The following is a 14,879-nucleotide window of genomic DNA, read 5'->3' as shown; positions in this document are numbered from 1 at the left end:
AATTTCCGTACAAAGACAATCGACCTTTGTATTCTTTGTGATACAAAAGAGACGCTTATACTACTCTTCCTTTGAGTTGTGGATAGGAACAATCTGTGACCCATAGAAGATTAACCTTTTTTTGTGAGTTAAAAAACAAATATAGCCATACTTCTATTGGAGAATAGTATGAGATACCGGGTATACAGAATACGTCCTTTACGAAAAACAAGTTGGAGAAGGATAGTTCAAAGTATTCAACCTGTCCACCGCAGCGGATAACAGTATTAGGTATAAAAGAAGAACCCTTGCTTTTCAACAAGGATCCTTCTATCTGTTGTCTTATTTCTTAACCAATCGAACCTCAGGCTCTGCCGGCATCCTGAACATGGGAATAAGTCTGTCCAAACCGGTGAGAGTCAATACAATCATCGAGATCACGGCAACCATAGCCATTACGTTGAATCTGATGATATCAAACGGCTGGAATTCATGTAGAGGATAAACTGCACTTGCCATCGAGATATAGAAACCGATGTAAACGTGCCACGGAATAAGTTGTGAACCGAAAACTCCCATCGCATCCGAGAAAGTCGCATTGCGTAGGTGGAGGGTATACATATCTTTTTCGCTTCCTTCCACATTCTCGTCAACCAGCTCACTGATGATAGGTCCGATTGTTACAATCTGAGCCATCTCATCGGACAAGGCTGCATTACCGAGCAGGCAGAAGATTGCATTGTATGTCATAAGTTGTCTTACATTTCCACTGATCTTCAACATAAACTTGGAAATCGGCTCAAAGGCCGCAATTCTTGACATAATTCCTCCAAACGCCGATACCCACATCATCATAACGATAACCCAAGAACCTGCGTCCGCAAAGGAGGAAGTAACCATTTCCAAATAACCTGTTGTAGATTCTACCGTACCTGCTACCAAACCCAAAAGATATGCGCTTAGAACTCCAAGCCCCAAACACAACAAGGTCGGAAGTCCCTTAATAGCAACACCGATAACCAAGATCAACGGAATTACCATATAGTACGGTACTCCGGAAGAAATTTGGTTCAGCAGTGTGATTGCAGCAGGTCGTTCTTCTTCCATGTAAGCATATGCTTCCGGAGGAATGGAATCGATTGCCGCCTGAACCGAACCGACTTCCGTCGGAAGACCTTTAACTGTACTCAAAACAAAGACAATAATGATGGAGAGGATCAAACAGAACAACGACCATGCACCTTGGTGTCTGATTCTGTGAACGATCTCAACTCTTTGTATCCCCGAACTTACAACGGTTGTATCCGAAATCAGTCCGATATTGTCTCCAAAACAAGCTCCTCCCGCAATGGATGCGGTCGTCAACAACAAATCTCCGCCGACAATGTGGTTGAGCCACAAAAAGATCGGCGCACAAGCTGCAAAGGTTCCCCAAGAGGTTCCCGTTGCAACGGATAGAATCGCCGTTACAAGCATACCCACGGATGCTACCGTACGGCCGGTCAGACCCAGTTTCAGTGCCAAGTTTACCACCGCGGCACCTACACCGGTTTGCATAAACGCTTCCGCCATTGCATAAGCAAACATAAGAATAAAAAATACCAATTGGATCTGCTTTACATTTTCAACAGCTACGTCAATGGATTCCGATACCTTGACTTTCTCGGTTATGTACGCAATGATTACCGCATACAGACACGCCAACGGTGCAGCGATCAGCGCATCAAACCCGGCTATCATGAGTGCTGCAAGCACAAAAACCGGAGTTAGTTTTACAAAGCTTTTCATGATAATAATCCCCCTACAACTTTATATAGTTATAACATACCATTAAGTAACACACACCCTCCACAATTATTTAAATTTTTATAATTTTTTTGTAACTGCCGTTCTCTGACGATTGATTATAAATTTTTTATGTAGTGGTGCGAAGTACTTATACTGATGTTACAATTATAACAAAAACAAAAGACGAATACAACTACTTGTTCATATTTTGTTCATATTTTATTCACAAAGATATATACGCGTTTCAAGGATTTGGACTGAATTTTCTTTTTATAATCTTCTCCTGTTCACGCTGTTCTCTTCCCATATTATATAGTTTTGGAAAATTTAAAATATACTATCTTTTGAATTCTTCTCAAAAAAATCCTTGTTTCTTCCATTGGAGACAATATGTATTTCCCTGAAATATTTTGATACTACACCCCAATTAAAATGTCATACTATTCTCCAATAGAAGTGTGGATATATCTGTTTTTCAAATCATGAAAAGTCGGTTTATCTTCTATGGCTCACAGATCGTTTATGTCCACAACTCAAAAGAATAATAGTATCAGGTGTATGGGAAGGATAGAGATAAATCGGAATTGATAGTAAATGAAAATAAAAAACGAAATGAATACTACTGTAGCGGCACGTCGAAATTCACGGTAATTCTGACTTTGATATGAATTCTTTCGGTTTATAACCGAGATAAGAAATAATATTCTTCGATAGAAGTATGGTTATATCTGTTTTGCAACCACGAAAATTCGTCTTCTCTTCTATGGAGTGCAAATCGTTGATATCCATTATTCAAAGGAATAGTAGTATAAAGCCAAATATCAATTTTTCGATGACGAAAAACCATATTGTCCTACATGGCTCACAGATTGTTTATATCCACTATTCAAAAAAATAGCAGTATTAGCAAACTTCAAAACCGGACAATTCTAATAAATAATAGTATAACCATAGTATTATTTATTGTTCAAATAAAGAATAATTATATTATAGTCCAACAAAAAAAGTACAGGGAGCCTTCGCTCCTTGTACTCTTTGTACTTTTTTCCCCTAATGAACATTTTCCCTTATATACTATCCCGTTGAAGTGTCGGAGTCTCCGGTTCTATAAAATTCCGGCGCTTTGTGAAAAGGAACTGCTGATATCCTTGATCAAAACGGGTACTAGTATCGACTCTTAAATCAGGTTTCTCTCCACCATCTCCGTCACGGCAAAGGTAGCTACGTCATCGGCATACTTGCCCGGTCCGAAGCCTGCATCGTAGCCGAGTTCTTTTGCGAGCTCGTAACTGATACGAGGTCCTCCGCAAAGAAGCACAACCTTATCACGCAATCCTTCAGCTTCCATAAGTTCTACAAGTTCCGTAAGGTTTTGGATGTGGACATCTTTTTGTGTTACGGTTTGAGATACCAACAATACATCCGCCTCGAGTTCAATCGCTTTTTGAATAAACTCTTCATTGGTCACCTGGCTTCCGAGATTGTAAGCCTCGATCATCTCATAACGCTCCAAGCCGTAGTGTCCTGCAAACCCTTTCATATTCATGATCGCGTCGATCCCTACCGTATGAGCATCCGTTCCGGTACTTGCACCTATCATAACGACTTTACGTTTGATGTTGTCCTTGATGTACTGATCCACCTCTTCCATGCTCATGGTATCGACTGCTACCGTCTGTACTTCGATCTCTTCATAGTTGACCGTATGACTGATCCCGCCGTAAACTACAAAGAAGGTAAACTGCTTGTCCAACGCTTCGTGATGCGCTACGGAAGGGTCCGAAATCCCCATCGCTTTGGCAATCTGTTTTGCGGCCTCGACAGCCCTCTCTCCGTCTTCTACAGGCAGAGTGAAGCTGAGCTGCACCTTTCCGTCATTCATCGTATCTCCGTAAGGTTTTATCTTCGTCAGGTCAAGGGTCTTATCATAATCTTTCGCTTCTGTTGAATACAATCCTCCGCTCATGTTCTCACCTCTATTTCTTCAGCATTAATTCAATAAACGGGTTGAAGTAGTTTTGCTCTTTTGCCACTACCCCTGCAAGTCCTTTTCCACCATCCATCGGACGCTTCACACCACCGAATTTTCCAAGTGTGATCGTTTTGAACAAACCGGTTTTTTCCATATCCTTCAATAGGTCATGCGCCTCCTGCAATACCTGTTGAGCACGTCTTTGCATAATTCCGTCTTTTTTGAATTCAAACTCGTTGCTCATATCCTTCATAGTGCGGAAGATATAACTTGCATTTTCAATGGAAAGTGCACGGTCGGACAGGAAGGGGGTATGAATCGCCTCCGTCATCATTCCGAGCAGGCAGAGTTTTTGGTTGGTCATTACCGTCACCATGTTGAACAACGCATCTTGAATATGTCCACGGAAGATGTTTCCGGTCATAAACTTCGTAGGAGGCATATATTTGAGCGGAGCTTTCGGGAAGATCTCTCTTGCCATCTGTGCCTGAGCCAACTCGTAGAGGAAGGCGTTCTCCAATTCGGGATCCATTTCGAAGGCGTGACCCAGACCCATTTGTTCTTCAGGCAGACCTGCAAACAATGCAAACTGTTCGTTGATAAACTGAGACGCAAGTACGGTATAGGCTTCTTCGTATGCATCCGCCGTGGTAAGATAGTTGTCTTCTCCGGTATTGATGATTACTCCCGCAAATCCGTTGATGATTCTTGAGAAATACTGGTCAATCATGGTACGCTTCATATTGATGTCACGGAAAAGAATTCCGTAGAGTGCGTCGTTGAGCATAACATCGAGTCTTTCGATGGCACCCATTGCAGCAATTTCGGGCATACACAAGCCCGAGCAGTAGTTGCACAGCCTGATATAACGTTTTTGCTCTTCTCCTACCTCGTCCAAGGCCTTTCTCATCAAACGGAAGTTTTCCTGCGTCGCATAGGTTCCACCGAACCCTTCTGTCGTTGCTCCGTAGGGTACATAGTCAAGCAGAGACTGCCCGGTTGTACGAATGACGGCGATAATGTCCGCTCCCTGTTTCGCACCTGCCACCGCCTGTGTGATATCCTCGTAGATATTTCCCGTCGCAACGATGATGTACAGATACGGCCCTGTCTTGTCTCCGAATTCGGAGAGATAGTTTTCTCTCGCCTTTCTGTTTTGAGCGATCCTATCAACCATCTGTTTTGCGACTTCACCGATTTTCATCTTGATTTCAAAGACATCCTTAATCGGCAGTTCCAGAAGGTTCAATTCCTCACTGCTTACTTTTTCCGCAATCTCCTGTGGATTCAAGCCCGTTTGAAGCATTGCATTTCCGATATAGAAGGCAACCCCTTCTCCGAGACCGCCACCGTTGTGGATATGATCGACAACAACGTTGGGAAGCGGAACCTTGAACTCATCGATCCCGTCGATTCCAAGCAAACGGCAGACTGCACGTTCCACCGTCACCGTGGTGTTCTTATCAATAAATTGCTGGACTTCTTCCGCTATCTTGCGTGCAGATTCCTTTGCTTCCGCAACCAACGTAAAATCCAAGTTTAATTTGCTTTGCATTCTCTCACCTCGTATAAAATTTCTCTATAATTTCAAGGATTTCCTTGTCCAGCCCCAAGAGTGCGGCTATATTGAGCGCATCTTTGGGAACCTCGTGACTTTGTACCTCTTCCAAATGATAGTCCATATGCTGTTGAAGAATATCCACGGACTTGGTTCGGTTCAAGTCTATCATCTTTTTGAGTTTGTCAAAGTCTAAGTACTTCAATCCGTTGACTTCATAATGCCTTGTATCCTCCATATCGATCCCGTCATAGTGAGTCGAAATCAGGGAGAAGGATCCTTTTTCTTTCAAAAACGCGATGACCGCCTGTACGATGTCCTTGCCTTCCTTCGGGTTCGTCCCTCTAGCAAGCTCATCCAAAGCGATAAAGCCCTTTGTGACCCGTGCCGCTCCGACGACTTCCTTGAGTTGAATGATCTCGGCACCGAAGGTACTCAGTCCCTTTTCGACTGATTGCATATCGTCGGAAATAAAGTAGACAAAATCAAAGACCGGAACGATCGCCTTACTGCAAAATACATAGAAACCCAGTTGAGCAAGAAAGACGTTGAGAGTGATCGTGTTGATTGTAACGCTTTTCCCCCCCATGTTTGCTCCCGTAATCAGAGTGACCCCCGTATTCATCTCGATGGATATCCGTGTAAACTCTTTATCTTTCTCCTTGAGGATGTCTTTTACCATTGGATTTGACGCTTCTTCCAAACACAATACGCCACCCTTGGTGACCTCCGGTTTTACCGCCCCCCATTCGACTGCCAGTTGTGCTTTGGCGATCAAAAATTCCAGCTCGCCTATCGAGGAAAGGTTGTGTAGGATGTGATCTGCATAGGGTTTGAGTTCTTCCGATATCCTGCGGCGAACGACCTGTTCTTCTTCCTCTTCGGCAACTACGGTTTCCATCCGCTTATCGAGCAGCTCTTTTTTGCAAGCTTCGTCCTCTTCCCGCACAATCTTTTCTTCCCACTGCCTTTTCTCGTAGCGAATATGTTGGAGTTTCTTGGAGTAAGCTTCATAGATATGAAAGGTCATGACCCCTTTTTCCTCAGGATCCAAAATTGCAAACACCCTCTCCAAAGGATGGAAGGATATATAGTCGATCTCAAGCTTCAATCCTTCATAGAGTCGTTTGAGATCGTCCGATAACTTTGAAAAATATTTGACTTCAAACAGTTCGATATCGTCCAGGGTGGAACCGTTTTTGAGCCGAAGTATGGAGTTGGAGATCTCCTTGACTCGGCAGAACAGTTCCGTGAGTTCCTCAAAGAGTTCTTTATGCTTTCCGATCCGATCGATGACTTCTTCAACATAATCCAGTTCCTTCTTGAGTTCCTCATAGCCTTTTATCCCGTAGGGCATAGCCGATCTTTTTTTCTTTACTCCCATCGGTGTTGTAAGAATCAGATTTTCCAAGATATAATGAAATCCGATTTGTTTTCTCTGTGCTTCATCTAAGTATCTCAAATCATCTCTCCTTTTACATCATACACGGGTAAGGGTATCTGCTGTTGTAAGGCGCGGATCAATCGTCCGCTATCGAGTTTTGCTCCCCTCGGCGAGGTCGGATTGACGGTGATGGATACGACATTGATTTTTTTTAAGGCATAGATTTCCATCTTTTTTATCCTCATCTTCTCCAGTGTCTGTGCCTTGATAAAAAGCTTTGTTCCGTCTTCCACTATGAGAGAGAGCGGCTTCTTCCATGTGACCGATTTCATAATCGATTCCAAAAAAGGATCCGTGATTGCTCCCCTGAGCACAATATGATCCATATCTTCCGTGATTGCATCGAGCACTTCCCGGTTGATCTCAAGTGCCGTAAGAACGTTAAAGGCTTTGATATCACGTTGTTTGTCGATGAGCAGGACTTTTTCTTCACAAGCTTCGATCCTCTCTTTTAACTCCTCGTCTTCCAACTCCGGTATACTGAGCAGGGTGTAGGTGTGAACGGTCTCTTTTACCAACTTGTCGATGGAGGCCACAACGGCAGCTCCCGTAGCGATCACCGTTGCTTCGGCTACACTGGGAGAGGCAAGACTCTTCCTGGACAAGGCTCCGTCGACAAAGACCTTATCCGGAGCGTAAACCTGCATCCTCTCTATGATCTCTTCCAAGTCTTTGTTGATAGACGGACCCGCAATTTCGACATAGCCGTCACTTAGAGCCCGTACAATGATGATGTTACCCATAGGAGTATGGATTTTTGTGGTTTCCAGGATCTCCATGGTAAAGTCCGAATTGTTCAAACACTCCCTACAAGTTGCAACGATAGTCCCCGTATAGATGTAAATAGACGGCTTCGCCGTCTTGGTCACACGGTCAACCGTTTCTCCATCTCTCCCAATTGAAGTAAGTCCAAGGGTATAAATACCCTTGGCCTCTTCAATCAATTGGTTCAATGTCGTAGTCTTTCCCACGTTTTTTTCTAAGCCTGTGATAGATATTGTCTTGTATTTCGCAATATCGGCAATCATTTTATTCGTGATGTCCCCTTTTTTCTCTTTCCAAATCTTTAAGTTCAAGCGACAGCTTCTGTCCGCTCAGCAAGCTTGCTACACCGACTTTTTTGACCTCGCCTTCGTACTCCGGACACTTGACTCCCGGAGTGTAGTTTGCAGGTTCTTCGTAAGTTGTGATAACTCCTTCGAAGTTTCTCAAAACTACTCTGTTATGGCTCTGAGATACAATGTAGTTCGGCATTACAGGAGTCTTTCCTCCTCCTCCCGGAGCGTCGACTACGAAGGTAGGTACGCAGAATCCGGATGTGTGTCCTCTCAAAGACTCGATAATCTCAATACCCTTGGATACCGGTGTTCTGAAGTGCTCCAATCCCAAGGAAAGGTCGCATACATAGATGTAGTACGGACGTACTCTTATTTTTACAAGTTCGTGTACCAACTTCATCATCAAACTCGGACAGTCGTTGACTCCTCTTAACAATACGGATTGGTTTCCTAGAGGAATACCCGCATCGGCAAGCATTTCACAAGCACGAGCACTCTCTTCGGTAATCTCGTTGGGATGGTTGAAGTGAGTATTGAGCCAGATCGGATGATACTTCTTGAGCATCGCACAAAGCTCAGGTGTGATTCTCTGCGGCATAACAACAGGGGTACGAGAACCGATCCTTACGATCTCCACATGAGGAATCTTGCGAAGCTCACTGATGATGTATTCCAATCTCTCATCGGACATCAAAAGAGCATCTCCTCCGGAAAGCAGTACGTCACGCACCTGAGGAGTGTTTCGTACATATTCAATGCATTTGTCGATCTGAGACACGGGAACCGCGGAATCCTGTTGTCCCGCAAATCTTCTTCTCGTACAGTGTCTGCAATACATGGAGCACTGATCTGTAATCAGCATGAGTACCCTGTCAGGATATCTGTGAGTGAGGCCCGGCACCGGAGAGTCGGTGTCTTCGTGAAGCGGGTCTTCGATGTCCGCTGCACTTCTGTGTGTTTCAAGCTCCAACGGAACTGCCTGTTTACGGACCGGATCATCCGGATCATTGATATCGATCAGGGACAAGTAGTAGGGTGTGATAGCCATTCTGAGCGATTGAAGGGTCTTTTTAGCTCCTTCTTCCTCTTCCGGTGTCAAAGGAATCAACTTTTTTAAGTCTTCTACTGTTTCAATCCTGTTTTTTACCTGCCATTTCCAATCGTTCCATTGTTCATCCGTAACATTCGGGAACAATTCATGTCTTCTGTAAACCTTCATTTTTTAATCCCCCTTAAAATTCTCTTTCGGTTCATAATCGTTCGTCACCCACTACAATTATATCATGTTCTTTCAAGTTTGTGTTGCTCGCAAGGAACGGAGCACACGGGTTTTGTAAAGGAAAGAAAGTCCGATCAATAATTTTGCGGTGCTTTATATAAGTTTATGCCGTTCTTCGTTTGGATTTCTTTGATATCGGAAAGGACAACACTCTCCGATATCAAAGTTCCGGTTTTTAGATGGGTATGTCTTTCTTACATATATTTCTTTTCAAAAATCTTTCTGAGTGTTTCGGACTCTCTCAGTTCTTCCAAGGTAATCGCCGCATGGTCTTTGGAGTAACCGTTTCCGATAATCATGGTAACGTCTTTTCCTACACCTTCCGCTCCCAAAGCAGCCTTTGTAAAGGAGGTAGCCATGGAGAAGAAGTATACGATACCGTTGTCACGAACGGGAAGAATGGTGGACATCTCGGTGTTTTCAATGTTTACAACGTTGATTGCAATGTCATACTCTTGTCCGTTGTTCGCATCCAAAGCAGCCTCCAATACTTCGATCGGCTGTGTTGCGCTTGCAATTCTCGCTTCGTGAACAAAGCCCGCTTCCAACAACTCTTTTGCGGATTCTTCACGTCGTACGATTGCTACAACGTTTCCTGTCGGACCTACACGTTTTTTCGCCTCGTAACAGCACATCATTCCGGATTTTCCCCCCGCTCCGAGTACCAGAACGCTGTCTCCCGGTTTTACAAGTTTTGCAGTCTGTGCAGGAGCTCCCGCTACGTCAAGAGCTGCCAAAGCCAAGTTTTCGCTCATATCTTCAGGCAGTTTCGCATAAATTCCGCTCTCGAACAGGATTGCCTGAGCCTTTACTTCCACACGGTCGATGTCCGGTTTTACATCGAGGATCTCTTCGATCTTCAGCGGTGTCAAGGAAAGAGATACCAAGGTAGCGATCTTGTCTCCGACTTTCAAGTCGATCTTACCTTCAAGATCTTTCCCGATCTGTGCAACCGTTCCGATCAACATTCCGCCCGAACCTGTTACGGGGTTTTGTTGTTTTCCTCTTTCTCCTACGATCTCCAGAATCTTTGCCTTGATCTTCTCAACGTCGTGTCCCGCTTCCTCTTCAATCTGTGTAAAGCTTGCAGAGTCAATGTTAAGTGCTTGTACGTCGATAAGGATCTCATTGTCGTAGATATTCATATCGTTGTCGATCTTCTTTGCCGGTTGCGGAAGAACTCCCTTCGGTTCAATCACCCTGTGTGTTCCGTATTTGTTTCCTTTGCCTTTCATAATGACGATCTCCTCTCAAAAATTTTAATTTTTCCTAACCTTTTTAAGTGTCTGTACCGATGTGCTTACTTCAATGGAGCAAGTCCCAAAATCTCTCTTGCTTCTGAGGGTGTAGCGACTTCTCTGCCCAAGAGTTCAGCCAACTTCACTACCTTTTCCACCAATTCTCCGTTGGATTTTGCAAGCACTCCCTTGGAGATAAACACATTGTCCTCAAAACCTACTCTGACATGTCCGCCCATTACGATCGCAAGTGCCGCCATCGGGAATTCGTGTCTTCCCACCCCTGCTACCGTCCAGGTGGATCCTGCCGGAATACTGTCTACCATAAATGCCAAATCTCTTGCACTCGCCGCCATCTGTACTCCAAGTACAAAGTCGAAGTGCATCGGTTCTTTGATAAATCCCTGTTTTGCATACTTGATCGCATAGTCGATCATACCCTTGTCAAAAACTTCGACCTCAGGCTTTACTCCTCTTTCGATCATGAGCTTTCCGAAGTTTTTGATCGTATTCTCCGTATTGACAAAGACCTCGTCTCCTCCGAAGTTACAAGTTCCACAGTCCAAGGTCGCCATTTCGGGATGAAGCTCCGTCGGTTGCAGCCTCTCAAGATCGCTCATTCCTACCGCTCCGCCCGTGGAAGGCTGGATGATGGCATCGGGACAACGCTCCTTGATCGCTTCGATACAGGCTCTGAATCTCTCCTTGTCCTGCGTCGGCGTTCCGTCGTCTTCTCTTACATGAAGGTGAATAATACTCGCTCCCGCCTTATATGCGGACTCCGCCTCCCTTGCAATCTCTTCCACCGTATAGGGAACATTCGGATTGTTTTCCTTTGTTACTTCCGCACCGCAGATTGCGGCCGTGATAATCAGTTTTTCCAATTCCACCCCTCCTTATCCTACTTCTTTCTTTGCTTATCCTTCGGTGTTACACAGATACCGACAGCCTTGCATACCACAATAGGCTCTTCCAATACATCGCAGGCAGAGTCATTGATGTCGGGTCTGGGTACGATGACCTTTCTCGCCTCAAACTCCATCTTTCTGGAGCTGTTGCCCACCTCTACAATCCTTCCTCTGGCTTCAATATAGTCTCCCGCATACACAGGTGCCAAGAAGTCCACTTTTTCATATGCTCTGAAAAGTCCTTCGTCTCCGTCCTGCATGATCAGAAGTTCCGTTGCCACATCTCCGAATAATTGAAGCATTCTCGCTCCGTCCACCAAGTTTCCGCCGTAGTGTGCATCATGTGCACTCATTCTCAATCGAATTACCGATTCCATAAGATGTTCCTCCTTGTACTGAATTTGTTTAATTGTTAACATTTTCTTTCAATTAAAAAACGCCATCTATCGACCCGAACGTGGTCCAGGCTCCATAAATAGCGCTCCATGTAGCTTACATGACAGTAACCCACCCTTTGATGAGTTCCCAAGCAAAGTTTCCGCAGCCCGAAACTTCCTTTCGGCGATTGTCCCTTCTCCTTTGTCTCTCGGCAACTGCTCCTCAAACAAGACATGATACCCCTCCAACCGCACCTCTATTTATTTGCAAAAAAGCATATGTAAGACAAAGTCTTATATGTTCATTATAATAATTTATGCTTTCGTTTGTCAATGTCTATTTTCCCTAATCCCGTTAAATTTTTATTCCCGTTCGAATTTTACGAAGTTTCGTCCTCTAAAGTTTTCTTTTCGGCATCTAGAGAGATTTTGTCGAAGAATTTCCGTGTCCATATCCTCATCCTTCTTTATTTGGATATCGTTTTTCGTTTTATCTCTTCTTTGCAACACCTTATGTTCTATCTCCCTCAAAATCCTCCTTGTTCATTTAAAGGAAAAGACCCTCTCACTTGCAAAAAATCGTTTAGGACAAGTCCCACTGTTCTTTGTGTGTAAAATTACCCTTGACAATTGTTTATACTGTTTATATAATATATATACAGTATAAACAATTGTGATGGAGGATCGTATAAAAACAAAGAGTTTAAACACATTGCTTTCGTAATTTTTTATATTCTATAAAACAAGGGCGGAAGCAAATCATCCCCTTGTGCAGTATTTTATCAGTTTCTACAGAAAGGAGGGGTGAGCCCGGCAAGTACCGGACCCTTGTTGGACCATAGCCGATAGGAAGCGTACACACATCGAGTACAGCTTGTTGAGAGTATACAAAGGCCGTTCAAGAGAGTCTCGTACAAAAGACCGAACAACCTATGAATCTTATTATTTCAAACATTTCCAAGGAACCTATTTACGAGCAGATCAAGAATCAGCTCAAAAAACAGATCCTCCTCGGAGAGATCCGAGAAGGCGATCTTCTCCCATCCATTCGCTCCCTTGCAAAGGAGTTGGGAGTATCGGTAATCACGACCAAGAGAGCCTATGACGACATGGAGGCCGAAGGTTATATCGCGACCATGCAGGGCAAGGGTTCCTATGTCTTGGGAACAAACACCGAACATCTGAGGGAACAAAAATTATGTGAGATCGAAGAACTGCTTCAAACCGCCATCGACAAGGCGGAGAGCATCGGAATGGAGCAGGAACGGTTAGTCGAAATGTTTCTGCTTCTCTATGAAAAATAATACCATTGTCTGTTAAGGAAGTAGCGCTCAAAGACACAAAATGATTTTCCCTTTGTTTTGCGAGATATAAAAAGACTCTAATAATGAGGGATTTCAGAAATGTGTTTGTCCAAGAAAACCTGAATCTCTTCTGCTTTTTTGAATTATGCAGTGTTTTCTTAATTATGGAAAGATCGGGTAAGAGACTACCGCCTATATCCTATCTCTTAGAGAAAAACGATTTGTCAATACAGAAAGATTGAGTGCCTTGAAGTAATCATCCTTCAAGTCATTTTTCAGCGAGAATCTCTTCGGTATCTCCGGCATTATAGCATAAAAAAATACAACAAGCAGAAGAACATCGATACAACCGAATTTTCAAAGGAGGCACAAAGCTATGCTGAAACTGGAACAAGTAACGAAATACAGAGGGACCTTCGGTTTGGAGGACATCTCCTTCCATCTTCCCGAGGGTTATATTATGGGACTGATCGGAGCCAACGGAGCCGGAAAAACCACCTTGATCCATCTGATCATGAATCTGCTGAACAAGAATGCCGGCAAGATCGAAATCTTCGGCTTGGACAATGTCAAAGATGAGAAGAAGATCAAGGATCAAATCGGCTTTGTCTATGACGAAAACTGTTTTTATGAATACTTGAGCATCAAAAATATGAGCAAGATCCTAAGCAAGTTCTACAGTCGATGGGACCGGAAGATCTACCGTGACCTTCTTCAAAGGATGGAACTTGATGAGAACGAGAAGATAAAGAACCTCTCAAAGGGGATGAAGATGAAGTATTCCATCGTTACCGCCCTCTGCCATCACGCAAGGCTGATCCTGATGGACGAGCCGACGGCGGGCCTTGATCCCATAGTGCGTCGAGAGGTCCTCCACCTCTTTCAGGAGTATCTGGAGAAGGAGAAGGCTTCCATCTTATTCTCCACTCATCTGACCTCGGACCTCGACAAGGTCGCGGATTACCTGACCTTTGTCAAGGACGGCAGGCTTATCTTCTCCAAGTCCACCTTGGAGGTGCAGGAGACCTTCGTCCTGATCAAAGGGAGCAATGCTCGGTTCGATGAAAGGCTCAGAAAACTATGTAAGGGGTATGAACAAACCTCCTTGAGCTTCTCCGCCCTGTTGGACAAACGGGAACTTTCAAACTTCGACTTAAATTCTCTGATGACGGAAATCCCCACCATAGAGGATATTATGTACTTCTATGACAGAAAAAAAGGAGGCGAACTCTGATGTATGCCTTATTCAAAAAAGATGTTATGGTATTTTGGGAATGTGAGGTCAAGGAGAAGAAGATACTGCCGAAGGCACTGGTCCTCGTTGTGATCATTTTTCGCCTTATATTAAGGGACAGCCCTCTTACCTCCCCTTCCTTCATCGGCTTTGCCCTGTTTTTCATGATCTCCCGCTCTTCCCTCTACGAGAGATCCGCACAGGACAAACTCCTCCTCTTGTCCCTCCCCCTGGAGAGATACAAGGTAGTGGTCCGTCCCCTTGTGAGCTCGCTTGTCATAGCGACTTTGAGCTTTCTGCTCTCGACGGGGATCGCCCTCCTCTTCAACGATGCAGCTTCCCTATCGCCGGATCTTACAAGAGAAGCCCTTCTCTTCTTTATTATGTACGGCTCCCAAACGGGACTCTGTTCCCTGTTTATGTTCTATGTATCGGAGAAGATCTTTTATATCATCTTGAGCTTCAGTCTCTTTGTTACTCTCGCTGTGTTCGTCCCGCTCTCTTCCGCGGAGCTTCCCTTCCTTATCGGAGCCTGCTTCGTCTGTGTTATTTGGATCGGAATAGGTCTTATAAGTGGCTACCGCATGATCGGAGAATAGAACGATATTTCTATTCAATCATTGATATCCGCAAGTTGCACTGCACAGGAGAAACAATACGTTTTTGTAGTTACAGAATAGATAGAACCATACTTGTATCGGAGAATAGAATGAGTTGCCGATATCTCCGCGGAAGGATGG

Annotated in this window: 12 protein-coding genes and 1 riboswitch; of the genes, 3 read left to right on the top strand and 9 right to left on the bottom strand. The window is 44.2% G+C overall.

Annotation, left to right across the window (positions count from 1 at the left end; translation table 11 throughout):
• Positions 1-321: 321 nt before the first annotated feature.
• The 9 genes from ACFO4R_RS02640 to kal all read right to left on the bottom strand — a co-directional run bounded on the left by ACFO4R_RS02640 (position 322) and on the right by kal (position 11,601).
• A complete protein-coding gene (locus tag ACFO4R_RS02640) occupies positions 322-1,767 on the bottom strand; it encodes a Na+/H+ antiporter NhaC family protein (RefSeq protein WP_379787448.1) in 1,446 nt (481 codons plus the stop codon).
• Between the two features lie 1,177 nt (positions 1,768-2,944).
• Positions 2,945-3,733 carry a lysine 5,6-aminomutase subunit beta gene (gene kamE / locus ACFO4R_RS02635; protein ID WP_379787447.1) on the bottom strand — a complete coding sequence of 263 codons (789 nt, stop codon included), beginning with the start codon at positions 3,731-3,733 and terminating at the stop codon, positions 2,945-2,947.
• A 10-nt stretch (positions 3,734-3,743) separates the two neighbouring features.
• Complete coding sequence (gene kamD, locus ACFO4R_RS02630) at positions 3,744-5,294, bottom strand: lysine 5,6-aminomutase subunit alpha (RefSeq protein WP_379787446.1); 1,551 nt, start codon at positions 5,292-5,294, stop codon at positions 3,744-3,746.
• Positions 5,295-5,298: 4 nt separating this feature from the next.
• Positions 5,299-6,759: a lysine 5,6-aminomutase reactivase ATPase KamC gene (kamC, locus tag ACFO4R_RS02625; RefSeq protein ID WP_379787445.1), complete on the bottom strand. Its 1,461-nt coding sequence runs from the start codon at positions 6,757-6,759 to the stop codon at positions 5,299-5,301.
• The gene (gene kamB / locus ACFO4R_RS02620) at positions 6,756-7,769 is read right to left on the bottom strand and encodes a lysine 5,6-aminomutase reactivase subunit KamB (RefSeq protein WP_379787444.1); all 1,014 of its coding nucleotides are present in this window, start codon (positions 7,767-7,769) and stop codon (positions 6,756-6,758) included. The genes kamC and kamB overlap by 4 nt, the downstream gene beginning before the upstream one ends.
• Position 7,770: 1 nt before the next feature.
• Positions 7,771-9,018 carry a lysine 2,3-aminomutase gene (gene kamA / locus ACFO4R_RS02615; protein ID WP_379787443.1) on the bottom strand — a complete coding sequence of 416 codons (1,248 nt, stop codon included), beginning with the start codon at positions 9,016-9,018 and terminating at the stop codon, positions 7,771-7,773.
• Positions 9,019-9,272: 254 nt separating this feature from the next.
• Positions 9,273-10,313, bottom strand: coding sequence for an L-erythro-3,5-diaminohexanoate dehydrogenase (gene kdd, locus ACFO4R_RS02610; protein WP_379787442.1), 1,041 nt, complete (start codon positions 10,311-10,313; stop codon positions 9,273-9,275).
• 65 nt (positions 10,314-10,378) lie between these two features.
• Positions 10,379-11,200 carry a 3-keto-5-aminohexanoate cleavage enzyme gene (gene kce, locus ACFO4R_RS02605; protein WP_379787441.1) on the bottom strand — a complete coding sequence of 274 codons (822 nt, stop codon included), beginning with the start codon at positions 11,198-11,200 and terminating at the stop codon, positions 10,379-10,381.
• Between the two features lie 17 nt (positions 11,201-11,217).
• On the bottom strand, positions 11,218-11,601 hold the full coding sequence (gene kal / locus ACFO4R_RS02600) for a 3-aminobutyryl-CoA ammonia lyase (RefSeq protein ID WP_379787440.1): 384 nt from the start codon (positions 11,599-11,601) through the stop codon (positions 11,218-11,220).
• 91 nt (positions 11,602-11,692) lie between these two features.
• Positions 11,693-11,869, bottom strand: a riboswitch (Lysine riboswitch).
• A 664-nt stretch (positions 11,870-12,533) separates the two neighbouring features.
• Here kal and ACFO4R_RS02595 point away from each other — a divergent pair.
• The 3 genes from ACFO4R_RS02595 (at position 12,534) to ACFO4R_RS02585 (ending at position 14,738) form a co-directional block, all read left to right on the top strand.
• Positions 12,534-12,905: a GntR family transcriptional regulator gene (locus tag ACFO4R_RS02595; RefSeq protein WP_379787439.1), complete on the top strand. Its 372-nt coding sequence runs from the start codon at positions 12,534-12,536 to the stop codon at positions 12,903-12,905.
• 376 nt (positions 12,906-13,281) lie between these two features.
• Complete coding sequence (locus ACFO4R_RS02590; protein ID WP_379787438.1) at positions 13,282-14,139, top strand: ABC transporter ATP-binding protein; 858 nt, start codon at positions 13,282-13,284, stop codon at positions 14,137-14,139.
• Positions 14,139-14,738: an ABC-2 transporter permease gene (locus ACFO4R_RS02585; protein WP_379787437.1), complete on the top strand. Its 600-nt coding sequence runs from the start codon at positions 14,139-14,141 to the stop codon at positions 14,736-14,738. The genes ACFO4R_RS02590 and ACFO4R_RS02585 overlap by 1 nt, the downstream gene beginning before the upstream one ends.
• The last annotated feature ends 141 nt before the right edge of the window (positions 14,739-14,879 follow it).

Source organism: Filifactor villosus (assembly GCF_042652965.1).
Classification (GTDB): Bacteria; Bacillota; Clostridia; order Peptostreptococcales; family Filifactoraceae; genus Filifactor; species Filifactor villosus.
This window is presented reverse-complemented; position numbering and strand designations above follow the sequence as displayed.